Below are 22,936 nucleotides of genomic sequence, written 5' to 3' on the forward strand. Positions count from 1 at the left end.
GTGGTCCGCAGTCGTCGCCGAATCTGCATTTCCTTCCCGCCGCCAATCTGGCAAACTCAAGACGCGTCGTCTGATCGTCTTTTTTGACAGGGAATCGTTATGCGAGAGTTGTTCCGGTGCTGGAAACGCAAGCTTGGCGTCGTCACATTGCTCTTGGCGTGCGTGCTTACTGTTGGGTGGATGAGGAGCAACAGTGGCGCGGATCTCCTCAGCATCACTTGCCTGGGGTCGACAGTCAAGGAGTGTCTTGTATCGACGGATGGTCACTTGGTCTGGATGAAGGCCGCATATGACAGCACCACACCAAGCCTGTCACTTGAATTCCCCGCATTCGAATTTCCCGCACATGGACGCCTCGGGCGCGATCACATCCTGGGTGATAATTTTCTTCGAAATCCCAACATTCACTGGAGCTGGCAACTGGGCGAATTAGGAAGCGGTGACGTTCTGCTTCAGAACCCCTCCATTAACTGCTGGATCGCATTCTTAGCATTCCCATACTGGACCCTCGTCATTCCGCTGACCGCGCTGTCCGCCTACCTGCTGCTCAGCAAGGCACGAGTGAAAACTCCAAGTCCAGAAGACCGGGTTTGACGAATTCATCAAACCCGGTTCGACGCGGTGATCCGATCATTTGCCCATGCTCCCGATCTGATTCTGGTTGAACTGAGCCGACTTCTTAGACGCTACCCCCTGTCCCCGCTGTGCGGCCGCGATCCGCTGGACGCTGGCCAATCCTCACTTGCTCCCCACTCTGCGGCCTGCCAGACTACAGACAAACCGTCACGAGTCTTCCGCGAGCCAGATCATGCGAGAGTTCTTCAGGGGTTGGAAACGCAAGCTGGGCATTATTACGCTGGTGATGGCGTGCGTATTCGCGTCAGGGTGGATGAGAAGCGAATTCACGTACGACTTCATCATCGTTTCAACGCGAAATGCCACATATAAATCGGGATCGCTATTCGGCATGTTACGTTTTAGTCGCGTAACTTTATTGAACCTATCTCATCTCAATCAACCGGGAAGTTCATCCACTGGCAATCAGGTCGAGTAGCGTCCATAGTCGGCCCCCAAATTGGTTTCGGAGATGGGTACAACGTTGAGTTTCACTGGGAATGGAATGGTTTCAGTTGTGGTAAAGCAACTCGCGGGAATGGACGATATGAAGCTTGCACCATCCCCTACTGGTCCCTCGTCGTTCCCCTGACTCTACTCTCCGCCTACCTGCTGCTCAGCAAGCCACAGCGAGTGGGGGAGCTATGCGCGATCATTACGCCTGCTTAGCTTCCCAATGATGATTTCCCTGCGAAAATCGAAGGACTCGATTAATGCGAAATCTACCGAAAGCATTCATCGTCATCTCAGGTGCCTTGCTGATATTTGCCTGCGGATGGTTAACACCTAGGTTTGAATTTGTCCGCGCCCTAATGGCAACAGTCTTGTTTGGTTTGCCATTTGTCGTTGCATGTGTCACGCTTTCTAGAAATAAGCCAATCAAGTGGCACGAATACATATGCTTCGCTGGGGCCACCTTAGTTATTCAAGGCCTCATGATTGCTCTTGTTTGTAACTGGTTCAATTTAGGCTTAGACAAGAAAATACAATTTGAACGCAACTTCAACGTCTTTCGGGCCCGACTCAAGGAGAACCCAGAATACGGTAAGATCGAAAGTTATTATGAACCTCGCAAAGGAGGGCACGTAACCTTAAAGGGAGAAGTCAAAGATAAAGAATCATTCGATCGCCTCACGCTGCTACTGCAAGGCTTCCTGTTGTGCCAAGATGTAGGCATCGGCTATGGCGATCTTGTTGAGTACCCAGGTAAGCCAAAACGTGATAACAAGCTTTAGGTCTAGGAGAATTGTAACGAGTGCCCCTCGGGCGATGATCACGAAAAAAGGCCCGCAGACTCACGCCCACGGGCCTCAAAACCGCCAGCCAGCTACGCAGCAGCAATCCGCGATTCAGCATCGTCGATAGCCCTGCGGACAACGTCCATCAGCGGAAACGCTCACTCCTGCAACTTGACGATCACACGCATGAGGAGCAGCTTGAGCGCCTGAATGTCTTCCGGCTTCGTGGCTTGCTCGTCGAGAGCCCGCACACAATCAAAGGTCCGTGAAAGCTCCTGGCACGATGCCAGCAGCCCCGCATGGGTTTCACGGAAGGCTGCCAGTGCCAGGGCGTTTATGTCGACGGGCGTTTGTTCGGTCGGTTCGTTCATGCGTTCAGGCTCCAAGTCCAAGATATTTGAGTCGTTTCGCGATGTCATCGCGTTGTCGCTGCCGTTCGAGTTCTGCATCCCGTTCCCCGTTCGCTCCCTCTTCCAAATTCAGTTGCCGAAGCCTCGTTGCGACCGCCTGACGTTGACGCTCAAGATCTCGGCTTAAGATCGTTCCGTCGCTGTTTCGAATGCCGGTCGTTGTCGACACGTAAGCCGATTTTTCGACCGGGCTGACATCAATGAGACGCTGCAAGTCGACGAGCATGCGGACTTGTTTGTCGCCTTCGGTTTGCCAGACAGCCCCGCGCGGGCCGGTCAGGAATTGGAAGCTTGATCCACGAACCTGACCAGACTCGATTTTGTGAACGAGGTCTGAAGGGTTTGTGACGTTCGGAATGTCGGCCTCGTAAAAGAGCCCCACGTCGTCCGCTTTGATGCGACACGTGCCCGCTTTAGTTGAGCCGATCTCATATTCAGCCTTGTGGTTAAACCGACACACCACATTGTGCTTCTCGCGGATGGCTCGATCGAATGCTGTCGGAGCAATCCGCTCGACGCATTTGTCAAACAAAAAATATTCACTGCCAGGATCGCGCGGCTGATACCATTTGGCAGCATAACCACAGATTACCCGCTTGCCGCCTGAACGTGTCTCGACGCGAATATCATCGCGACCAAAAACACTCGTGCGGCGCTCGATATCAAATTTCAAATTGTCTCCGCTCAAAGACAGGCCGGTCGACAGACCGGCCTGTGAACTCACGATGTTCAGATCCTCGACCTGGCTCGCAATGCGACCGCCAGCGAATCCCGCGTCTCTCGCAATTCGAGCTCCAACAATTTCAGCTCGACTTGTGAACCGGAATCACGTCTTTCCTGCAAGCCAGAAATCAACGCTTCGAGGCGTTCGACTTCGGCCTGTTGAAGCTTGCTGTCGTCGAGGACGACAGCGCTCGTTTTCAAATTCTCGGTTGCACAGTGACCGTTCGAACGATGAGACCGTCATGCGTTAAGCTTGTTTCTGTTTCACGTCAATTGGTTATCGCTTTGCTTTCAGTAGAATCTGACTAATCGATTCCAGTGAGCCTATTTTCATCGCAAAACGCAACCTCAAAGAAATGGAGCTTAAAGTTCGCGATATGGATGTGACGTATCCCGTCAAGGAACAAATGCTGTTTTGCAATTGCTCGGGATTTGGCTTCGATAGTACAAACGTTATGATTCGGTGGGTTCAGATTCCCTACTGGTCGATCGTCCTGCCGCTGACACTGTTCTCCGCTTGGCTTCTGCTCAGCAAACTGCGACCGCGTGCAGCCAAAGTATTAACATGACCTACTTCAAGCCGTGGCGACGGAAGTTTGGGGTTCTCACGCTGTTGATGGCGTGCGCATTCATGGTGGCGTGGGTGCGAAGCAGCGCTGTTCATGACCAGGCGACCTGCTGGCATAGACCATCTTCACACCATGTCGTCACGTCGGCAGACGGATGCTTTTGTTGGATTCACACAAAAGACACATCATTTCCAAAAGCTTTATTTAGACAACGGTTTTCTTGGACAGCGCATGAAAAACGAGGTTTTGTACCGAACAGACTGGTGCCGTTACAAATCGTCAAGCGAGAATTACGATGGCCGAGTGCTGGCGTTTATATTGGAACGGGGAATTTAGAAACACGGATGGGGCATTCAACAAATATCAACGCGATGAAACTTCCCTACTGGTCGATCGTCCTGCCTCTGACACTGGTCTCCGCATGGCTGCTACTAGGCACGACGCCACCCAGCAGAAGGCCAAGTAAGTCCGGTATTCCGACCTGCCAGGAAGGAACCCAACCGTCTAGAACTCGCGGCTTGTGACCGCTTGAGAGTACAACGGGACGATTTGCGGTTTGTCGCGTAGCTCCTCGTTTCTTCGCAGCTCATCGGTCTCTTTTTTGAGTTGTTCGACCGTTGCCTTTAGTCCAGAGAGTTCGACAAACGTCGTGGCCGCCAGCACGGAATTCGCGAGCGTGACAACGACCAATAGCATGACCCATCGAGAGTTCTTGTCAGATGCCATTCTGTTTTCCCCCAGTGAGTTTCGACGTCTGGCCCAACTCAGGACATCTTACCTCAAGGGACGCACCCCTTCGACCTCATTTTCAGAACGTCGATCGATAACTCAGAACTCACCTTGAACAACTCCCTTGTCCCCCTCGCTTCGGCCTGCCAGACTACAGACAAACCGTCACAAATCGCCCGTGAGCAAAATTATGCGAGAGTTCAGGGGTTGGAAACAGAAGCTTGGCCTCGTCACGCTGTTGATGGCGTGCGTGTTTACTGCGGGATGGGTCAGAAGCGCAGGAAAAGTTGAGATCATCATTTTCAACAGCGCGTGGCCGGGGCACGCAATTCTTTCCGGCTGTGGTCGATTTCGATTTCTGAAACTGGGCAACCATTCGATTGAGTTTCGTGGATCACCCCCTGATACAAAGGTCATCCTCACTTTTTTCGATTGGTTGCCAGTATTTACTGAAGGCCCTCTAGCAGTCGAACGATTTAAAGGCGACCTCTTCGAGGCATTCGATAAATCTGCAGGGGAATCAGTTCCGATGCTGTTGCTCCCCTACTGGTCGATTGTCCTCCCTCTCACTGCTCTTTCAGCATGGCTGCTTCTCAGCAAGCCACGAGCGAGAACGCCAGTTCCAGAAAACCGGCCCGCCTGTGTTTGTGCGGCAATGCCGCACAAATAATCGTCCCATCGAACGAGCGATTGACCCGCATTCTTGCCAGATGTGCCGACAACAACGAGACCCGCGTTCAAGTGTGGTCCGCAGTCGTCGACACTTGCTCCCCACTCTGCGGGCTGCCAGACTACAGACAAACCGTCACGTCGTCTTCGGCGAGCCAGATCATGCGAGAGTTCTTCAGGGGTTGCAAACGCAAGCTTGGTGTTGCGACGTTGCTTATAGCGTGCGTGTTTGTGGCCGGGTGGGTGCGGAGCTTTAGGATCAACGATGGTCTTATGGCTGTTTTTCGCGAGGGCTCTTCGGAATCCGTAATTTCGTTTCAAGGCCGCCTATACTGGCAGACCGTGCAAGCGGATGTGGAATATTTGCTCGCAAAGGCTAAAGGCAGGAGGTTCACGTGGGTAAGTACGCACGTATCTGAGCCAGAGAAGGGATTGGAATTTTTGCCTCCAGTGATTTGGAGCTCGTTCGGGTTTTCTAAGCGAGAACTATCAACTCCAGGCCTCAGAATGGTGATGTTTTCAGGCCCCTACTGGTCGATCGTCATCCCACTAACTGGTTTGTCGGCCTGGCTCTTGATCAGCAAGCCACGACCGACAACAGCGAAGGCACCAGTATGAGCTATTTCAAACCGCTACGCCGCAAGCTTGGTGTCGTTGCGCTGCTGGTAGCTTGTGTATTTGCGGTTGGATGGGCGAGGAGCCTAAAACGGGACGAGGTCCTTAACCTTAATGCGCATCGCTCGAACTTTGCAATTAGATCGTTTGATGGAAGAATTCAGTTCCGTCGCTTTGGCCCAAATGACGCCCGAGAATTCGTGTCGTGGAACTCAATGCCGCCTCCTAAAGAGAGGTGGATGCTTGCAGAATACATCGTCGACGACTGGCGACATTTCAATCTGACATGGAGAAACGACTTCTTTAGCAGCTTTCACATTGGCACTGGCACCCACAAACGGATGTCAAGTCGCCACCTAGATCTGTGCACTCTTCCGTATTGGTCGATCGTCATCCCCCTGACCCTACTTTCCGCCTGGCTCCTGCTCAGCAAGCCACGACCGACAACAGCGAAGGCACCGGTATGAGCTATTTCAGGCCGCTACGTCGCAAGCTGGGCGTTGTGACCCTGCTCATGGCGTGCGTCTTTGCGGTTGGATGGGTGAGAAGTTTTACGGATACGGACTCCATCATGCTTTGTGAAACGAATTATATTCCGGCAAGTTGGAACATCCGTGCGGGATGGTTGAGATCGTACCAAGGACGAATTGAACGAATCGCCAGCTTCGCTGTGGGTAGTCACGGTATCCCTAAAGCTTTCTCGGGAGAATGTCTCTGGCATGTCCCCTACTGGTTGATCGTCCTCCCGCTCACACTGATTTCGGCATGGCTGTTCTTCAGCAAGCCTGACATGCGGAAACCATCATCAGACCCAAAGAGCCACTACCATGAGCGAATTGAAATCGCCTCGACGCGCGCTGGGCGTGATGACGCTGGTGATGGCGTGCTTGTTTGCGGCGGGGTGGATCAGAAGTTCCACGACCGTTGATTGCCTCTTCCTCGATTCATCGCTGCTAGGATCACATTGGATCAATTCGAAGAGCGGAGAAATCACGTGGATCCGCGCCAATCAACGAATTATGGGCTGGCCCGTGTTTCAAAATTCGCGGACAGGAATCAAGTACTCTGCGGGCGCGAACAACGTACCGATCGGTGACCAATCCGAACCACAATGGTTTCGTCAGATTGCAGGGGAAATGGCCGTGGCACCAAACCGCTTTGTCAACATGAAAGGACTCGGTATCGCTCACCAAGTGATCGTCCTCCCACTCACGCTGATTTCCGTGTGGCTGTTGTTCAGCAAGCCTGGCAAGTGGAAATTGTCGGCAGTCGTCGGGATTAAATCGCAATGACTTACCTCAAACCATGGCGACGAAAAATAGGCGTGGTAGCACTGCTATTCGCGTGCCTGTTTGCGGCGGCGTGGATGCGGAGCTTAACTCACCATGATATGACTCAAATCGGAACGACATTCGGTGCCGAATCCTGTTGCGAGGTCGTTGTTCTTTACACAGGTCCGTGGTTGCGTGATGACCAGGGATTTTGGGTCAGCGTGCCGATCACCGAACCGAGAAGGATGCTGCATACAGGTGAACGTTGGATTTCTGCAGGTGAGTCATGGCCTAAAGGAAGAAACTGGCCGTTCGAAGTGATCGAGGTTCACAAACCAAGTTCGAGCCAGTCTCCGACGCATTTATGCTACAGAATCGGAATGGAGTACTGGGCAATCGTCATTCCGCTGACACTATCCTCCGTGTGGCTCCTGCTCAGCAAACCCAGACGACGAAGTCGTACATGAACACCAATGGCCCAATCGCAATAAGCGACTTCAAGTCTTGGCGACGAACGTTGGGAGTTGTGGTGAAAGCGGTGTAGTTTTTTGTGCCGACTTGCTGCAGGCACGAATTGACACTCACAATGATGCCGCCGAATGAAATGGGCGGTTGAGGCGAAGAGCGTGCAATTGCGAACACCTCAGAATGCGGGAGATCTCATGAAGAAACGTCCTGGCTTTTGCGGCTTGCTTGCGTTTGGAATGATTCTGTGCGTAATTGGCGTTGTCATTGGAGTCATCGTCTGCTGCGTCGGATTGAGTTCGTTTCAGTCCAATCGCGAAATCGCAGTCGTCAACTTTGTCATCGGGGGATCACTCATCGCGCAATCTCTGGTATCACTCGGTGTTCTGAATGCTCTGATTTGGATTGTCGACCGACTGTTAGAGCCGCAAGTCGACTCCAGCGAGCGCAGCGAGTCCGAGTCGACTCTACTTGAGCTCCCCCAATTCGAAGAACGCGATGGAATCCCGAACAAGCCCGTGTTGAAACGGCGTCGATTCTGACGGCATTTACAAGTTGAGGCGAATACGTGATGTGGCCCTTTTCTCTCCAAACAAAACCCAGCCCTGTTCCGACAATCCGTTGCGGCGACATCGTGATCCATTGGAATGAAGATGAATATTGGGAATTTCGAGCGGATGGAATTCTTTACACGCTCTTCGACAACCCGACATTCACGCCTTCACTGCTGATTCAACTGAACGACGTGGCGCAATGGCTGACGGAACTCAACCCTGAAATTGACCGTGAGATTCAACGACACCTCGACGGTTGGTGTAAATGGAATGGCGAAAAGCACATCGATGGCATCGATGTTTCATGGCTGGCCGAACGAAACGAAATCGACGTGAGCTACGTCGGAAATGAAGAATGGGGCGATCTCAGCGTGAACATCGTGATCACCGACGGAAAGATCACGGGCACAGATTCGGGTGACTGATCACAAGTCATCCCTCCGTCATGACTAAAAAAGAGAGGAAACGCCTGCCCCGGGAAAATGTGCCTGCCGCCCGTCTGAGAGCGGCGATTGCGGTACCGATCTGTAGCGCCTGGGTTGGGGTACCCGCCGGGACGTACAGGCCCGAGGAGTGAAAGCGGTCGACCGGCATTCATCGCTCCGCATGTCGGCAACGCCCAGGTTCTCGACGAGAAATTCGTTCACGGAGTTGCATCCACACAACACTAGTAAACATTGCGCCGCGACGGCAAAATACAGACATATCGTCACAAGTCCCCAGGAGCATCAAAACATGGACGACCTCTTGCGGCTCTTGGGGATGCTCCTCATTCCCGCGTTGCTGGGAGGTTCGTTTGCTCTTTCGCCGTTGATTGCCATGAAGAAGGGATACAAGCCCTGGTTCTGGCTGTTCGCGTGTGGGCCGATCGGATTGGTCACGATCATTTTCCTGCCTCCCTTGAAATCGGCAAAAGACCCCGACGAGTACGAGCGGCTGGAGAATCGAGCGGACTTCATTGGAGCCGTTCTTTCCTGGATTGCCATCTTTATTTGTTCAATCCCAGCGGCCATCGCCGTGAATCAAGCGATCAATCAATCTCGCTCCATCGGGATTTCTGAGTGACAAAGCTCGTCAGCAAGCACCCTGAACTTGCACATAGGATCGAACCGCATGCGCGAATTCTTCAAAGATTGGAAACGCACTTTGGGAATCGTCACGCTGCTTACGGCATCTGTTTTCACGGTTGGTTGGGTGAGGAGCTTCCGGAATCGAGAATCGCTCTACTTGCCCCTTTGGCAAGTGCGAACTGCCGTGATTTCCGTCGATGGAAAACTCGGCATCTTCCAATCCCACATTAACCATCCGGAAAGCGGATTCGATTGGATCACACTTCCGATCGCTGCCGTTTACGGCCAACAATCCGTGGATGCCGAAGCAATTTTCAATGTCGTGCCGGGAAATGGGAATGAATTTGAATTGCGATTTCGATTCTCCGGCTTTGACCTCGGTCAGGTTCGCCCCGGCTCTGCCCCCCATCATTCAATACCATTTATCTTCGTCCCCTACTGGTCGATCACGATCCCGCTCGTTCTGCTCTCCGCATGGCTGCTGTTGAGCAAACTGCGTGAACCCAACCCACGCGCCACAATCTGAGGCAAGCATGTACGGATTCAAGCCATGGCGACGCAAACTGGGCGTCCTGGCGCTCGTTATCGCATGCGTGGTGATGACGATGTGGCTGCGCACTCGAAATCTTGACGATCGATTCACACTAATCTGCCCGAAGGATTCACTTCTTCCAAGCTTTTCCGTGATTTCGAGCGCCGGCGGAGCGCATTTCTATACATATCAACAGACAGGACGTGTCTTCAGAACGGAATATGGATCGGACCATCCGGAATCGATCCGCGCTCGAAAGCGGCAAATGGACTATTCACGCAACGCCCGCAACAAGATTGTCATCCCCTACTGGGCAATCCTTGCTCTGTTGACGTTCCTGAGCGCCTATCTGCTGGTCAGCAAGCTACGTCCAGCGGAGACACAAACCGCTGCTGGTCTACCGATTGAGGGAGTTTGAGGCATGCGAAAATTCTTCAGCGAATGGCGAAGGAAGTTCGGCGTTCTGACGCTCGTGATGGCATGCGTGTTCACAGGCGCATGGGTCAGGGGATATACGACGTTTGATCGTGTGACAATTGCTGGTCGAGAAACGTATTCCGTGCTTCACTTCAGCAATTGCCGATTCGGGAACGGTCTTGGAGTCTTCTTTTTTCATGGCCGAATTGCGAATGGAAATGCCCCACCTCGTACAGGATGGGTTTCACACACCTACGAATTGACGCCGGAACAAGTTCAGAAGCAGGTTCAGGAACACGCCGCTTACGCAACCTCTCCTGAAGCGAAAGCAGAGGGATTTTGGACGCGAAACGGGTGCGGATTTCTGATTGGGGGAACTGAGACGTCGTCGGAGGTCGCGATTCCTTACTGGGCAATCGTGAGCGTTCTCACGGCGTTTTCCACGTGGTTGCTCCTGTCAAAATCGAAACCTTTTGCGGGTCGAGGTTGATCGTCTGGGCGAGCTTCTCTTGGAGCATCATGTCAAAATCTAGCGGCATTTTCCGCACGCGAACGAGACTTCGTGCTCCGCAATTCGCTTCGTGTGACCTGTGAATCCTAGCTCTGCAACGCCTCGTCGCCCCAGCGGAACTCTTGCCGTCACCCCGTGAACTCGTCATAAGAACGCCGATCCATTCAAACTCATTCACTGCCCGATTTTCTGCAGTGAATCGGTGGTTATCGAATGCGGTCTCTGACTGCTCAATGACGTCCGTGCGCATGGCACGAAAGTCGTGCAACTTATGCCGAGCGGTCAGAATTCGGCATTCAATTCGAAACAGGAACGCCCCGTGTACCGACAGTTCAGCCTCGCGATGACCGTGTTTGCTTTCGCCGCCACGCAGAGCTTCGCGCAATCCCACTTTCATTTTTTTGAGCCGGTCCACCCGCCACGCAACATTCAAGTCATGGTTCATCGCGGGATGGCGAAAGCAGCTCCCGAGAATTCCGCCGCCGCAATCAAGCTGTGCACGGAAGACTTTTGCGAATGGGTCGAGATCGATCTCAGGCTGACAAAAGATGGTCATCACGTCGTCATCCACAACGAAACGGTCGATGCCGTGACCGATGGAAAAGGACGGGTGGCCGAGCTGACACTCGAAGAACTGCAAAAACTCGATGCGGGCTCATGGTTCGCAAAGCGGTTTACGGGAACTCGATTGCTCACCTTGCCCGAAGCCCTCGCACTCGCCAAAGGCAAGGTCAACTTGTATCTGGACTGCAAACAGATCGACCCCAATCGGCTGGTTGATGAAATCGTCGCGGCCGGGATGGAACAGCAGGTCATCGTTTATGACAGCCCTGCCGTCCTGGCAAAAATTAAGGAACGGTCGCAAGGGCGTGTTCCTGGGATGACCAAATATCGGCCCCAAACGATGACGATCGAAAAGTTCCTTAAAGAGGTCGGTCCAGCGGCAGTCGAGATCAATGCGGACGAAGTGACCGCCGAACTGTGTCAGCAATTCCATGCGGCAGGAATCAAAGTGCAGGCGCAGGTCCTGGGCGAGAAGTCTGACAACGCCGCGGTCTGGGCCAAGGTGATCGACGCGGGTGTTGATTGGCTGCAGACGGATGATCCCGCCGGTCTGCTTTTCTTCAATGCTCGACGAAAGCTCGGAAAATTCCCAGTCAAGATCGCGGCGCACCGCGGGGTCAATCGCTACGCACCCGAAAACACGGTTCCCGCAATTCGCGAAGCCGCACGGCTGGGGATCGATCTGGCCGAGATCGATATTCGAACGACGACTGACGGAAAGCACTTTCTCCTGCATGATGGCTCGCTGAACCGAACCACGACCGGGACCGGAAATTCCCGCGACTTGACGTTCGCGCAAACACAAGCCCTCTCGGCCGGACTTTGGTTCGGAAAGGCCTTCAGTGACACCCGGATCCCGTCATTCGAAGATGGTCTGAGCGCACTGGGTGACTCGATGAGTGTCTATCTCGATGCCAAAGACGTCGCTCCTGAAGTGCTCGTCGCCGCGATCCACAAGTATCGCCTCGAAGAACGCCACGTCGTCTATCAGTCGTTGGCCTATTGCGACACAATTCAAAAGCTCGACCCACAAGTCCGCACGATTCCGCCCCTGAGCCGCCTGGAACAATTGGATGCCGTGGCCGCCATCAAGCCCTATGGCGTGGATGCCAAGTGGTCGATCTTGAGCCGTGAGATGATCGCGGCATGCCACCAAAAGGGAATTCAGGTCTTCGCCGATGCGCCGGGGTCGGGTGATGACGTGCTTCAGTTTCAGCAAGCCATCGAATGGGGCATTGACTGCATCCAGATCGACCATCCACTGCGATTGTTGCGGGCAATTGAACTGCTGGCTGCAAAAAAATCGCCCTGAACGTTCGGCAGCGCGTTGCCGCAGGGCAATTGGAACGACACTGGGCGGATACCGTCGACAGTCTGTTGAAGTCAGGAGCCACTCTGTATCACTGATCACCGTTCGAAGTCTGAGTCCGAAGAGAGCGGGAGAGGCACGTTTTCCGGGTCGTGTGGAATTCACATCCCCTCAAGGATGATTCGTGGTGGTCGTTAGATCTTCGATCAGAGCCAACACGATCTTCGGATTCAAATTCTGCTCGCGGCAGGCAAACTGCAGTGACTTTCCGCCACAGCAATAGTCGATTCCAAGTTCCTGGAACAAGGACAGCAATTGAGGGTACTCGATGACCCACTCGGGAACGCTGTCATCCAGATCCAGATGATTCATGGCGAGCCTTTTCAAGTTCGATTGAGATACGATTGGCCAGGGCATGCCGAGCACGGACTGTTCTTCGTTATTCGTTCGCTTGAATCGGAATGGAGATCATCAACCCGGCCAGACGGTTCTTGTTGCTCGTCCGGTTCGGCAGATGGCACTTCAAACACTCGGACTGCAAGGCAATCGCGCCAACGCGCCGGTACACACCCTCTTCGACGCCTTCAAACTGATCCGCTCCTGCAGCGATGGACTTGGCAGCTTCTTTCTCGAAATCGGATTTCGGCTGGTGATCGACGTTCATAGCCTGCGCATTGATGGCCAGCCACCGAAATTCCAGCTTGTGATTCCGCTCCAGATCACGAAACACGCTCTTGAGTGTCACGGCGGGAATCGTCATTCCCTGATCGCTGCGATAGTACTCGTGATGAATCGCGCTCAGCGTCCCCGCGAACGAGGTGTGCAAGAGTTCCGCCTGGCGACGCGCTTCCGCCTTGGAGGCGTGAGCTTGCGTTGCAACCGTGTTGGCTTTCGGAGTTTGGACGTGATCGTCGGCTTCGACCAGCGCCCACGAGACCGCGACAAACGCGACCATGGCCACCGACAGCAACAAGCAGATCAACTTCGAAACTGACGCGCGGAACACCATTTTCTTCCTCGTGAGCAAGATAGCAGGAGATCTGTCGCGACGCTTGAACGATGATCGCTCACCCGTTCTGAGTGACCGCCCAGAATACACGTCGGACGTCCCGGGGGTTCGGCTAAGGCCACCCAACGCCGGCAAATCGGGGCTTTCATCATCGCCATCCAATTTTCGTGATGGCCGTGATGGCCGTGATGGCACTAAGGTTCATCGCGCACTGGCAGGCTGATGATCAAGGCCGCATAACGGGGCGTCTTGCTGGGGTCATTGAAGAATCCCGAGTGGCAGCCGATGCAGCCAGCCGTAAGCGGAATCGCACCCGCGCGGCGATAGTACCCGTCTTCGATTGAAGAAAACTCTGATTTGCCCGCTGCAATCTCGCGTGCCGCCTTTCGTTCAAAGTCCGTTTTGGGCTCATGATCGACACTCATCGGCTTGGTGTTCACGGAGATCCAACGCGCGTTCGAAGACGTTTCTTTGGCGACATCGGCGAACACATCTTCCATGGCTCGCGCGGGAAGGACAGACTTGTTCGCATGGAAATAGTGTCGGTGCATGACGTCGAGCGTTGCGGAGTAAATCTGATGCATCACCAGTGCCCGATCTTTAGCAACGTCGACCGCAAGACGGGGCCGAAATTCGGGCGCATCGCCTTTGGTCTGTGACGCATTAGAGGCCGGGTCGCCACTCGCCGAGTTCACCACGCCGACGATCGCGATGGCCATGCCCATGACCGCGACACAGATCATTGAATGGCGATTCATGCACATCTCCTAAGGATCAAAAAACGGTTCTCAATGTCAGACATGATGCCGCAATCAATCTGTTGAAATCACGGGAACAGGCACCTTGGTCGTCACGAAGTCATGGCCTATTTGAATCGAGGCGAAGCCAGCCCCCGTGAATTCAACGGACGGTTATGATGTCAATTCCGCAGACTCGTTGAGGAAATCTCGAAGAGCGACGGCATTGTTATGCTCAACATCCCGCGCTCCGTAAATCAATAACAGCGGCCGCCCTTTGGATTCGGCGAGCATTTCGGTCAACCGATCGGCATTGGCCTTCAATTCCCGAAAGTACCGTGTCCGAAACTGGCCCCAGCGCACCGGATCATGCTGAAACCAGTTTCTGAGTTCGGCCGACGGCGCCAACTCCTTCGGCCAGGCATCTAGGGCCAGCCGTTCCTTCGTCACACCTCGCGGCCAGATTCGATCGACCAGAACGCGATACCCCGCATCGCTCTCGGTGATGTCGTAAGCACGGACCAATCGGATCGTGCGGCCGTCCGATGAATGTTTGGCTTTCATGTCAGATTCCCCTCCGTCACGTGGGCTCGCTCTGGGCCTGGCGACTCACACCTGCTTCAGTTCCTCGCGCATGATATCAATCGAATCGAAGACGCTGTCCAATTCATCTTTGAACAAATCTCCGACCAGCAGATCGGTCACTGCCCCCTTGTGATGCGGAAAGCGCCGGACGAAACGACCGAAACTGAAACCGTCGTAGTACTCGCAAACGAGGCGACGCATCCGGTTCATGCCGCGTACATAGCCCTCTTCCCATTTGCCAAGTTGTGCCCGAGAGGTGTCGCCGCGGGCGAGTCCTTCAACGATCGAGTCGGCGGCCAGTTCCCCGGACTTCAGCGCCAGCAGAACGCCGGACGAATACAGCGGATCGAGAAACCCAAACGCATCGCCCACCAGAACCCAGCCGTCACCGGCGGCCCTGCTAGCGCGATACGTATAGTCCTTGGTCGCATAGAACCGGGATGCGCGCCGACCGATGGTGACTCGTTTTTTCACGCTGGGGCAGCGATCGAGTTCTTCGTTGAACGTCGTTTCGTGATCGCCGCGATTCTTGAAGAGATAGCCAAAGTCACCCACGACGCCCACGCTAATTCGATTGTCGTGTTGAGGGATATACCAGAACCACCCTTGCCGGTCCTGAGTCTGCAGCACCAGAGTGGCACCTTCATCCTGACCCACATCGCGATAGGCGCCTTCGAAGTAGGTCCAGATCGCCCCCTTGTTCAAGAGCGGATCAGGTACGCGAAGACCAAAACGATTAATGATCATCGAACTCTGCCCGCTGGCGTCCACGACAACATCGGCCAGAACTCGTCGATTGCCACATTCCTCATCAACGACGTCGACACCCACTGCGCGATCGCCTTCGAACAACACATCCAGAACCCTCGCGCCCTGCCTAACCTGGACGCCCTGCTCGCTGGCATTCTGCAGAAGCATCTGGTCGAACTCGCTCCGCAGCACCTGCCAGGTTTGCGAACATTCGTGCGGCTTGTTGTCGTGGAAATAGAAGGGTGTCGACTCCCTGCCACTGGCGCTCACGAACTGCACGCTGTGCTTCTTGACGAAATGGCTGGCCTTCATTTTGTCCAGCATTTTCAATCTCTTGAGTACCCAGTAGGTCTCGGGAATCAACGACTCCCCAATGTGAAATCGCGGAAACCTCTCGCGTTCAAAGAGCTCGACGCGAACACCTTGCTGTGCCAGCAGAGTGGCCACCGTGGCCCCGGCGGGGCCACCACCGATCACGACGACATTGGCGGAAGATGTGCTTTTCACCACGGATGCCACTCCCTAATTCTGGATGGAAACTCAGATCGAACTCTGCTCGTTTTTCCTCGTTCGTCCCCCTCGTTTTCCTCGTTACCAAGCTCCCGCTTGGTAACGCTCTTCCCACACACCGGACATGCGAACGACGGCTCCAGTCCAATTCCCGCTTGACAGCCAACATGTTCAAAAGAGGCGTTACCAAGCAGGAGCTTGGTAACGAGAAGAATCGAGGTCACGACAAGTACGCGCGAGGTCTGGGACACTCTTACCCTCTGGCCGGAAACGCTGACCACAGAATTTCGGTTCCCCGAAGAGAAAATATGCGTCCTGACAACATTTGTCTAGACGACTATTGTACAAACGAAGTCGATCCGGGAGATTCATCGAATGAGACAGGCGTCACTTCAATTTCGATTCAGGGCGTCCTCGATTCAGGGCGGTGAATCATCGGCAATGACCGGAGCGAAGAGACACGAGACCCCAAGATTGCCCACCCACCATCGGGAGCCTGCCCCAGGTCCGTACAGCGACCCGATCAAAGAGTGGAATGAATGGGTGTCACTCGCAAAGCGGCTGGCAAACCGTCAGCGAAGGCTGGCGATGGACAACTCAACACGTTACGGTGGGATTTTCGTGTCTGGCGTCGGTTTCGTTGAATCCCCTATCTTATGATTCCACAACATGTTCTCGTCGGCGGCTTAACAGCGATTCTTTGTTTGATGCTGCTGATGCGTCAGACTTGGTTTCTGGAGCATTCGAAAAAAGGCCGGCGGCTGGTGCAGTGGTTTGGACCGCAGAAAGCGCGTTGGGTGCTGCTCGGTTTGACTTGGTTTGGAGTCATTCTCGGAATCTTGATTGCCACGCAAGTTCTCCGACCGATTCAGTGGTAAATTCCGCCCACGCAAAGAACCGCAAAACGGCTGACCGATCCGGATTCTGTGATCGATTCGACCGAACCAAGTTCTGGATTTGGGGTCCGTCTGAAAACGAGGAACCTTGTTTCCCCGCGTGTCGCTGCTTACCATGTTTGGCTCTCCGCGACCGGCCAACGGAAAATTGATTTCGTTTGCCGAAAGTTTTTTTGAACCCGATGCCGCCAACAAGCGGCGATTCGAGGCGACGGCCTCGACAAAAAGTGCGCGATCAGTGGCTACGTCCCGCTGATGCCGCTTGGAAAGTTCCTGTTCGATGAAGCACGTGTTGTCCGCAATGGTGATGAACCAGCCAGGAGTGCTGGCCCACATTTCAGGAATGCTCGCCTCGCGCGCGTTCAATATTGAAAGCCTGGCCGTCGGAGAAACCGAACGGCCCGAGTTCTCGCGGATCACCTTCGTCGTAGCGGGCGATGACAAGGTTCTGGATCAGGTTCGCAAACAACTGGAAAAGATTATCACGGTTGTGAAGGTTGTGGACTACCTGCACCAGGAAATCGTCGAACGCGACTTGATGCTGATCAAGGTTTCGACCGCCGGCGGCAAGTTGTCGAGCGTGCGTGAACTAGTCGAGATTTTCCGCGGGAAAGTCGTCGACGTCAGCGCCGAACACGTGATGGTTGAAATCTCGGGTTCCGAAAACAAATTGACGGCGTTCATCGACCTCATGCGTTCGTTTGGCATCATCGAAATGGTGCGGACGGGACGAATCGCCTTGTCGCGAGAAAAGTCGCTGTCGGTGGCCGACGCACTTCAGCCACCTCCGGCCTATGAAGACGCCACGGCACAAAGCTGATTCCACCCGGGTTGATTCCAGCCCATCCGCTGAACTCGGCCTGATACGGATTCAGCACACACCAGACGAAAACGAGATCGCTGAAACGGAAATGCTCATTTCCGCCTGATTAACGATATCCCTTTTCCCTCTTGAATGAGAAGCAACGATGGCCGCCAAAGTTTACTATGACGACGATGCCGATTTGTCCCTCTTGAAAGGCAAGACGATTGCAATCCTGGGCTACGGCAGCCAGGGACACGCCCAGGCGCAGAACTTGCGCGACAGCGGCTGCAACGTCGTCATCGGCCAGCGCCCCGGCAGCAAGAACTACGACTTGGCCGTCAGCCACGGCTTCAAGCCACTGTCGATCGCCGAAGCGACCAAGCAAGGCGATCTCGTCAATATCCTGCTTCCCGATGAAGTGCAAGGCGATCTCTACAAGAGCGAAATCAAACCAAACCTGAAGCCTGGTGCGCTGCTGATGTGCTCGCACGGTTTCAACATGCACTTCGGCCAGGTCATTCCACCGGCCGGTGTGGACTGTGCCCTGGTCGCCCCCAAGGGCCCCGGACACCTCGTTCGCAGCGAATACGAAAAGGGTGGCGGCGTTCCCAGCCTGATCGCCTTGACGCCTGGTGCGTCCGAAACCAGCCGTAAGTTGGCTTTGGCTTATGCCAAGGGCATCGGCGGAACTCGCGGTGGCGTGATCGAAACCACGATCGCCGAAGAAACCGAAACCGACCTGTTCGGCGAACAAGTTGTGCTGTGCGGTGGTGTGAGCGCCCTGATCAAGGCCGCGTTCGAAACGCTGACCGAAGCCGGTTACCAGCCAGAAATGGCCTACTTCGAATGTATGCACGAACTGAAGCTGATCGTCGACCTGTTCTACCAGGGCGGCTTGAACTACATGCGTTACAGCGTGTCGAACACGGCGGAATTCGGCGACTACACCCGTGGTCCACGAATCGTCACCGAGCAGACCAAGGCCGAAATGAAGAAGATTCTTCACGAAATCCAGACCGGCCAGTTCGCTCGCGAGTGGATTCTGGAAAACAAGGCCAATCAACCCACGTTCCAAGCGATCAAGCGACGCGAGCGTACGCATCAGTTGGAAGAAACCGGCAAGCAACTGCGCCGCATGATGAAGTGGATCAACGCGAAAGAGTTTTAATCGACCTCGGTCGCACGCCCACGCGATTCGTCGCCACCGTGTGACAGCGAGTTGATTGTGCATCTAAAGAAGCCGGTGTCCCGTAGTTTACGAGACGCCGGCTTTTCTTTTTGACATGGAAACGGGAAAATCCGTGACCGTCGATCCCGCGATCAAAGTTCGAGGTACCGCAGCAGCGCGCGCGCGATTACCAGTTCCTCATCCGTGTTGATGACGCGAACTTTCACCGGGCCTGTCTCGGTGGAAATGACCGGTGCGTTGGCTTGATTTGCCAGAGGATCGAGTTTGACTCCCAGAAAGCCGAGTCCGGCACAAATCTGCCAGCGCACGGCGGCGGCGTGTTCACCGATGCCTCCGGTAAAGATCAAAGTATCGAGCCCCTCCATGGCGGCAACCATGGCCCCCATCTGCTTTCGTGCCAGGTAGCAAAACAGTTCCACGGCATCGGCAGCTCGATAGTCCGTGCGAGCCGTTTCCAACAGATGACGCATGTCGGAACTCGTCTCGGAAACACCGATCAACCCCGATTGGCGGTTGATCAGAGTCATCAATTCCTCGGGCGAAAGGCCACGTTGCGTAAGCAAGTAGGCCAACAGTCCGGGATCAAGATCGCCCGTGCGCGTCCCCATCATCAATCCACCGGTGGGGGTGAAACCCATCGTCGTGTCGACACTCTGACCATGACGAACCGCAGCCAGGCTGGCCCCATTCCCAAGATGGGCAATCAGAACTCGCCCCTGCACTTCATCAGGAGCGATCTGCCTGAGCTTGCAGACGATGTATTGATACGAAAGCCCATGAAATCCGTATCGAAGCACACCATCATCCCGATAACGCGCTGGCAGCGGATAGGTCTGTGCGACGGCTGGCATGGTTCGATGAAACGAGGTGTCAAAGCAGGCCAGCTGTGGCTGGTCTGGAAAAAGATCCAGGGTTGTCCGCATGGCCGCGATGGCCTGTGGCAAATGCTGCGATGCCATGGGGACCAGACGCTCAAGATTGCTCAGGAGCGCGGGGGTAATCAGTTCCGGCTCACGGTACTCGGCCCCTCCATGCACGACGCGATGCCCCACGGCATCAATGGTGAACGAATTCCGGCATTCGCGCAGCCCCGCCAGAATGGAGTTGAGCGCCGCCTGGTAGTCAGAAAAATAGCCCTGCTGTTCGCTGATCAGCGAACAGCGAGAACCACTGATCCGTTGATAGCCGTCCACTTGGCCGATGCGGTCGACTTGGCCGGTCAGGACGCGCGTCGCCTCGTGCTCGCATTCGTAGAGTGCGACCTTCAAACTTGATGATCCGGTATTGATGGTGAGAATTGTTCGCATCATCAATCGCTCTCCGTAAGAAAATCCAACCGAAACAGAGTCGCGAAACGAGATCCGATTCGCAATCCACTTCAATCAAGCACACGCTGCACGCGTTCGCTGCCACTCATGCAGGATTGTCACAAACCGACTTCTGCCACACTTGAGTTTTGTGTGGAACGAACGTTGCAATGATTCGATATTGTCGAGCAACGCGGGGATTCACCGTCGGAATCGAGAACGTTCCGGCATTGCGTTAAGCTTTGCACGGACCGTACCAAAGCGGCTGAATTTCCGGCAACGACGCTGTTCGACTGTGATTCAATTCATCGGTTTCGCTGACCGGGTGTCCCACTGGCAGCGGACTGGCAATTTTTTACCCAACTGGACAATCAAGGCGCTCAAATCATGGCGGACGCGAACGATTCCACTGTTGACCCGACACGTCAGCCGCAATTCAACTCGCAGCAACTGCTGGACTTCAATCCCGATCCGGCATTTATTCAGATCGACAATCACGTCGTCCAGTTCAATCAGGATTGCCTGCGGCTGTTCGGTGCCGAGCGTCCAGAGCAACTCCATCAGGCGTTGCTCGTCGATCTGCTTTCTCCGGAATTTCGCGGGCTGATTTCAGGATGGAATCGTCGACAGGAACCCGAAAAGACGCGATTTCCGCTCACATCAACCACCATCCGTCGACTGGACGGAACGTACGCACATGTGGCCAGCACCGTCGTCACACTTCCGCCGCTGGATCAACGTCCTCAATCCATGATCATTTTTCGCGAATCGCAACAGCCTGAAGTCTCCGACGGACAAATTGGCGAAATTCCGTTTTTAACCATTCTGGAAACGGCCATGGATGGCATTATCTCCATGAATGAACGCCACGAAATTGTGCTGTTCAACGCCGCAGCGGAACTCATCTTTGGCTGGAAATCGGAACAAGTTCTGGGGCAACCGATCGATATGCTGATTCCCGGCCGGTTCCGCGGGGGGCATCGCAAAGATGTCGAAAGGTTTGGGGCCGGAACCATCGAACGACGCCGGATGGGGGAACAAAGGACGGTGATGGCGCTGAGGATGTCGGGTGAAGAGTTCCCAATCGAGGCGTCAATTTCGCAGACATCCGTCAAAGACAAGAAAATCTTCACGGTCATCCTGCGAGACGTCACCGAAGCGATCCTGCGCAGACGCCAGATTGAAGAACAGTCCGAGATGCTCGATCAGGTTTCCGATGCGGTCATCGTGGTCGACCTGAACGATCGGATCACATATTGGAATCATGCGGCAACGCGGCTCTTTGGTTGGACAGCGCAAGAAGCGATCGGTCAGCATGACTACGACCTGCTTTTTTCGGGCGATAAAGCCGCATTCTGGGAAATGCAGCGCACGACGAATGCACGCGGTTCGTGGGGTGGCGAGATGTCGAAATCCACGCGATCGGGAAAAATGGTCTCGGTGGAACATCGCCGCACGATCCTGCGTGACGAAGCTGGCAAGATCAAAGGCTACCTTTGCATCAACATCGATATCACGGAACGAAAAAAGAGGGAACGCGCGGCCCATCGCAGCCAGCGGCTGGAAAGCATCGGCACGCTTGCGGGTGGCATCGCACACGATCTGAACAACGTGCTGACACCGATCATGATGGGCGCCAAGCTGCTGTCCAAAGGACGAGCGCTGGAGAACCGCGAAGGGTTGCTCGACACGATGATGGCCAGTGCGCAGCGCGGCGCGGATCTGGTCAAGCAACTGCTGGCGTTCGCCGGGGGAATCCGGGGCGAGCGCCAGCCGGTCGATTTGGCAAAGGTCATGCAGGAAACGCGTGAGCTAATGGTTCACACCCTGCCGAAGTCCATACAGATTGAGATGCATGTCGACCCCGATTGCCCGCACGTTCTGGGGGACCCGACCGAGATCTCACAGATCCTGATGAATCTGTGTATCAACGCCCGCGACGCCATGCCGAATGGCGGCACGCTACGAATGGATGCCAGCCCTGCACAATTGAACGAGAATGCCGCTCAGGTGAATCCCGGCGCGCGCGCGGGTCTCTACACGTTGATTCAGATCGCCGACACTGGAACGGGGATGGCCCCCGAGATTCTTGACCGAATTTTCGATCCGTTCTTTACCACAAAAGATGTCGGTAAAGGAACAGGATTGGGATTGGCCACGGTCCAGGGAATCGTCAAAAGCTACGGCGGCTTCATCAGCGTTTATAGCGAGTCGGGACGAGGGACGACCTTCTCCATTTACCTCCCGGCAACCGTGCACGAGTTCTTCGCACACAACGGAACAACTTCGGGAGTAACGCGGTCGGGTGCGGGACTGACCGTACTCATCGTCGACGACGAATTGCCTATTTTGAAAACGGCCGAGGCGGCCCTTCGAAGCTGCGGCTATGATGTCTTGACCGCCGCGGATGGACTGGCCGCGATCGAAATTGTCACCAAGTACCGCTCGCGGATTGCGGCGGTCCTGCTGGATATGATGATGCCCGGACTGGATGGACAGCAGACGCTCGGCCGACTTCAACAGATCGCCCCCAGCTTGCCCGTCATCGCCTGCAGCGGACTAAGAACAACGCAGCGAGAGACCGAAGTGATAAAACTCGGCGCGCGCATGTTTCTCTCGAAACCGTACTCCGCCGATCAGCTCGCACAGGCGCTTTCCGACGTGATCCCTCGCGGTGCATGATCGAACGAAACCGCAGGAACGAGCAAACTTCTACGGCCGGAAACCATGGGGACAGGCACCTTGCAGAGCCAGTCTTCATGGTTTCGACGTTCCCGGACGCTTCTCGGCTCGCTTGAATCGATTCTCAATCAGCGAAACAACTTCGGGACCTTCAGATCGAACGAATAAATCCTTCACAGCGTTGCCGATTGGGGGAAATTCTCGG

General features: G+C 54.7%; 23 protein-coding genes. 14 read left to right on the top strand and 9 right to left on the bottom strand.

What is annotated here, in order from left to right:
- The first annotated feature begins 99 nt into the window (after window positions 1-99).
- Window positions 100-594, top strand: coding sequence for a hypothetical protein (locus OSO_RS0113005; protein WP_010583729.1), 495 nt, complete (start codon window positions 100-102; stop codon window positions 592-594).
- Between the two features lie 734 nt (window positions 595-1,328).
- On the top strand, window positions 1,329-1,850 hold the full coding sequence (locus OSO_RS0113015) for a hypothetical protein (protein ID WP_010583731.1): 522 nt from the start codon (window positions 1,329-1,331) through the stop codon (window positions 1,848-1,850).
- Window positions 1,851-2,011: 161 nt separating this feature from the next.
- Here OSO_RS0113015 and OSO_RS0113020 read toward each other — a convergent pair whose 3' ends face one another.
- The 3 genes from OSO_RS0113020 to OSO_RS0113045 form a co-directional block, all read right to left on the bottom strand.
- Window positions 2,012-2,224, bottom strand: coding sequence for a hypothetical protein (locus tag OSO_RS0113020; RefSeq protein ID WP_010583732.1), 213 nt, complete (start codon window positions 2,222-2,224; stop codon window positions 2,012-2,014).
- Window positions 2,225-2,228: 4 nt separating this feature from the next.
- Complete coding sequence (locus OSO_RS47890; protein WP_010583733.1) at window positions 2,229-2,987, bottom strand: HK97 family phage prohead protease; 759 nt, start codon at window positions 2,985-2,987, stop codon at window positions 2,229-2,231.
- Window positions 2,988-4,059: 1,072 nt separating this feature from the next.
- Window positions 4,060-4,281 carry a hypothetical protein gene (locus tag OSO_RS0113045; protein ID WP_010583737.1) on the bottom strand — a complete coding sequence of 74 codons (222 nt, stop codon included), beginning with the start codon at window positions 4,279-4,281 and terminating at the stop codon, window positions 4,060-4,062.
- Between the two features lie 2,114 nt (window positions 4,282-6,395).
- Between OSO_RS0113045 and OSO_RS0113060 the strand changes: the two genes are divergently transcribed.
- The 8 genes from OSO_RS0113060 (at window position 6,396) to OSO_RS0113100 (ending at window position 12,264) form a co-directional block, all read left to right on the top strand.
- Window positions 6,396-6,860 (top strand): hypothetical protein, encoded by a 465-nt coding sequence (locus tag OSO_RS0113060; RefSeq protein WP_010583741.1) that lies wholly within the window; start codon window positions 6,396-6,398, stop codon window positions 6,858-6,860.
- Window positions 6,861-7,501: 641 nt separating this feature from the next.
- Entirely contained in the window at window positions 7,502-7,846 is a 345-nt protein-coding gene (locus OSO_RS0113070; RefSeq protein ID WP_157605172.1) for a hypothetical protein, read from the top strand.
- 29 nt (window positions 7,847-7,875) lie between these two features.
- A complete protein-coding gene (locus OSO_RS0113075; RefSeq protein ID WP_010583744.1) occupies window positions 7,876-8,283 on the top strand; it encodes a hypothetical protein in 408 nt (135 codons plus the stop codon).
- 310 nt (window positions 8,284-8,593) lie between these two features.
- Complete coding sequence (locus OSO_RS0113080) at window positions 8,594-8,923, top strand: hypothetical protein (protein ID WP_010583745.1); 330 nt, start codon at window positions 8,594-8,596, stop codon at window positions 8,921-8,923.
- A 48-nt stretch (window positions 8,924-8,971) separates the two neighbouring features.
- Entirely contained in the window at window positions 8,972-9,454 is a 483-nt protein-coding gene (locus OSO_RS0113085) for a hypothetical protein (protein ID WP_010583746.1), read from the top strand.
- A gap of 7 nt (window positions 9,455-9,461) precedes the next feature.
- Window positions 9,462-9,878: a hypothetical protein gene (locus OSO_RS0113090; RefSeq protein ID WP_010583747.1), complete on the top strand. Its 417-nt coding sequence runs from the start codon at window positions 9,462-9,464 to the stop codon at window positions 9,876-9,878.
- 3 nt (window positions 9,879-9,881) lie between these two features.
- Entirely contained in the window at window positions 9,882-10,367 is a 486-nt protein-coding gene (locus OSO_RS0113095) for a hypothetical protein (protein WP_010583748.1), read from the top strand.
- Between the two features lie 340 nt (window positions 10,368-10,707).
- Window positions 10,708-12,264, top strand: a complete 1,557-nt coding sequence (locus OSO_RS0113100; protein ID WP_202799931.1) for a glycerophosphodiester phosphodiesterase family protein — start codon at window positions 10,708-10,710, stop codon at window positions 12,262-12,264.
- A 168-nt stretch (window positions 12,265-12,432) separates the two neighbouring features.
- Here the strand turns inward: OSO_RS0113100 and OSO_RS0113105 are convergent, their stop codons facing one another.
- The 5 genes from OSO_RS0113105 to OSO_RS0113130 all read right to left on the bottom strand — a co-directional run bounded on the left by OSO_RS0113105 (window position 12,433) and on the right by OSO_RS0113130 (window position 15,852).
- Window positions 12,433-12,633, bottom strand: a complete 201-nt coding sequence (locus tag OSO_RS0113105) for a DUF542 domain-containing protein (protein WP_029246962.1) — start codon at window positions 12,631-12,633, stop codon at window positions 12,433-12,435.
- Between the two features lie 67 nt (window positions 12,634-12,700).
- The gene (locus OSO_RS43340; RefSeq protein WP_010583751.1) at window positions 12,701-13,270 is read right to left on the bottom strand and encodes a c-type heme family protein; all 570 of its coding nucleotides are present in this window, start codon (window positions 13,268-13,270) and stop codon (window positions 12,701-12,703) included.
- 194 nt (window positions 13,271-13,464) lie between these two features.
- Window positions 13,465-14,028: a c-type heme family protein gene (locus tag OSO_RS0113120; protein WP_010583752.1), complete on the bottom strand. Its 564-nt coding sequence runs from the start codon at window positions 14,026-14,028 to the stop codon at window positions 13,465-13,467.
- 153 nt (window positions 14,029-14,181) lie between these two features.
- Window positions 14,182-14,571: a DUF488 domain-containing protein gene (locus OSO_RS0113125; protein ID WP_010583753.1), complete on the bottom strand. Its 390-nt coding sequence runs from the start codon at window positions 14,569-14,571 to the stop codon at window positions 14,182-14,184.
- 45 nt (window positions 14,572-14,616) lie between these two features.
- Window positions 14,617-15,852, bottom strand: coding sequence for an NAD(P)/FAD-dependent oxidoreductase (locus tag OSO_RS0113130; protein WP_010583754.1), 1,236 nt, complete (start codon window positions 15,850-15,852; stop codon window positions 14,617-14,619).
- Between the two features lie 656 nt (window positions 15,853-16,508).
- Between OSO_RS0113130 and OSO_RS0113135 the strand changes: the two genes are divergently transcribed.
- The 3 genes from OSO_RS0113135 (at window position 16,509) to ilvC (ending at window position 18,721) form a co-directional block, all read left to right on the top strand.
- Window positions 16,509-16,730 carry a hypothetical protein gene (locus tag OSO_RS0113135; RefSeq protein WP_029246964.1) on the top strand — a complete coding sequence of 74 codons (222 nt, stop codon included), beginning with the start codon at window positions 16,509-16,511 and terminating at the stop codon, window positions 16,728-16,730.
- A gap of 298 nt (window positions 16,731-17,028) precedes the next feature.
- Window positions 17,029-17,568, top strand: coding sequence for an acetolactate synthase small subunit (gene ilvN, locus OSO_RS43345; protein WP_050986102.1), 540 nt, complete (start codon window positions 17,029-17,031; stop codon window positions 17,566-17,568).
- Window positions 17,569-17,716: 148 nt separating this feature from the next.
- Window positions 17,717-18,721 (top strand): ketol-acid reductoisomerase, encoded by a 1,005-nt coding sequence (gene ilvC, locus OSO_RS0113150; RefSeq protein WP_010583756.1) that lies wholly within the window; start codon window positions 17,717-17,719, stop codon window positions 18,719-18,721.
- A 152-nt stretch (window positions 18,722-18,873) separates the two neighbouring features.
- Here ilvC and OSO_RS0113155 read toward each other — a convergent pair whose 3' ends face one another.
- Complete coding sequence (locus tag OSO_RS0113155; RefSeq protein WP_040592313.1) at window positions 18,874-20,052, bottom strand: acetate/propionate family kinase; 1,179 nt, start codon at window positions 20,050-20,052, stop codon at window positions 18,874-18,876.
- A gap of 384 nt (window positions 20,053-20,436) precedes the next feature.
- Between OSO_RS0113155 and OSO_RS43355 the strand changes: the two genes are divergently transcribed.
- Window positions 20,437-22,731, top strand: coding sequence for a PAS domain S-box protein (locus tag OSO_RS43355; RefSeq protein ID WP_010583758.1), 2,295 nt, complete (start codon window positions 20,437-20,439; stop codon window positions 22,729-22,731).
- Window positions 22,732-22,936 lie beyond the last annotated feature (205 nt).

The organism is Schlesneria paludicola DSM 18645, assembly GCF_000255655.1.
GTDB lineage: Bacteria > Planctomycetota > Planctomycetia > Planctomycetales > Planctomycetaceae > Schlesneria > Schlesneria paludicola.

What these genes read in the sequence shown, in the direction of transcription:
- OSO_RS0113005 (WP_010583729.1), top strand. Translation starts at nt 100, where the DNA reads ATGCGAGAGTTGTTCCGGTGCTGGAAACGCAAGCTTGGCGTCGTCACA.
- OSO_RS0113015 (WP_010583731.1), top strand. Translation starts at nt 1,329, where the DNA reads ATGCGAAATCTACCGAAAGCATTCATCGTCATCTCAGGTGCCTTGCTG.
- OSO_RS0113020 (WP_010583732.1), bottom strand. Translation starts at nt 2,224, where the DNA reads ATGAACGAACCGACCGAACAAACGCCCGTCGACATAAACGCCCTGGCA.
- OSO_RS0113045 (WP_010583737.1), bottom strand. Translation starts at nt 4,281, where the DNA reads ATGGCATCTGACAAGAACTCTCGATGGGTCATGCTATTGGTCGTTGTC.
- OSO_RS0113060 (WP_010583741.1), top strand. Translation starts at nt 6,396, where the DNA reads ATGAGCGAATTGAAATCGCCTCGACGCGCGCTGGGCGTGATGACGCTG.
- OSO_RS0113070 (WP_157605172.1), top strand. Translation starts at nt 7,502, where the DNA reads ATGAAGAAACGTCCTGGCTTTTGCGGCTTGCTTGCGTTTGGAATGATT.
- OSO_RS0113075 (WP_010583744.1), top strand. Translation starts at nt 7,876, where the DNA reads ATGTGGCCCTTTTCTCTCCAAACAAAACCCAGCCCTGTTCCGACAATC.
- OSO_RS0113080 (WP_010583745.1), top strand. Translation starts at nt 8,594, where the DNA reads ATGGACGACCTCTTGCGGCTCTTGGGGATGCTCCTCATTCCCGCGTTG.
- OSO_RS0113085 (WP_010583746.1), top strand. Translation starts at nt 8,972, where the DNA reads ATGCGCGAATTCTTCAAAGATTGGAAACGCACTTTGGGAATCGTCACG.
- OSO_RS0113090 (WP_010583747.1), top strand. Translation starts at nt 9,462, where the DNA reads ATGTACGGATTCAAGCCATGGCGACGCAAACTGGGCGTCCTGGCGCTC.
- OSO_RS0113095 (WP_010583748.1), top strand. Translation starts at nt 9,882, where the DNA reads ATGCGAAAATTCTTCAGCGAATGGCGAAGGAAGTTCGGCGTTCTGACG.
- OSO_RS0113105 (WP_029246962.1), bottom strand. Translation starts at nt 12,633, where the DNA reads ATGAATCATCTGGATCTGGATGACAGCGTTCCCGAGTGGGTCATCGAG.
- OSO_RS43340 (WP_010583751.1), bottom strand. Translation starts at nt 13,270, where the DNA reads ATGGTGTTCCGCGCGTCAGTTTCGAAGTTGATCTGCTTGTTGCTGTCG.
- OSO_RS0113120 (WP_010583752.1), bottom strand. Translation starts at nt 14,028, where the DNA reads ATGAATCGCCATTCAATGATCTGTGTCGCGGTCATGGGCATGGCCATC.
- OSO_RS0113125 (WP_010583753.1), bottom strand. Translation starts at nt 14,571, where the DNA reads ATGAAAGCCAAACATTCATCGGACGGCCGCACGATCCGATTGGTCCGT.
- OSO_RS0113135 (WP_029246964.1), top strand. Translation starts at nt 16,509, where the DNA reads ATGATTCCACAACATGTTCTCGTCGGCGGCTTAACAGCGATTCTTTGT.
- ilvN (WP_050986102.1), top strand. Translation starts at nt 17,029, where the DNA reads ATGAAGCACGTGTTGTCCGCAATGGTGATGAACCAGCCAGGAGTGCTG.
- ilvC (WP_010583756.1), top strand. Translation starts at nt 17,717, where the DNA reads ATGGCCGCCAAAGTTTACTATGACGACGATGCCGATTTGTCCCTCTTG.
- OSO_RS0113155 (WP_040592313.1), bottom strand. Translation starts at nt 20,052, where the DNA reads ATGATGCGAACAATTCTCACCATCAATACCGGATCATCAAGTTTGAAG.
- OSO_RS43355 (WP_010583758.1), top strand. Translation starts at nt 20,437, where the DNA reads ATGGCGGACGCGAACGATTCCACTGTTGACCCGACACGTCAGCCGCAA.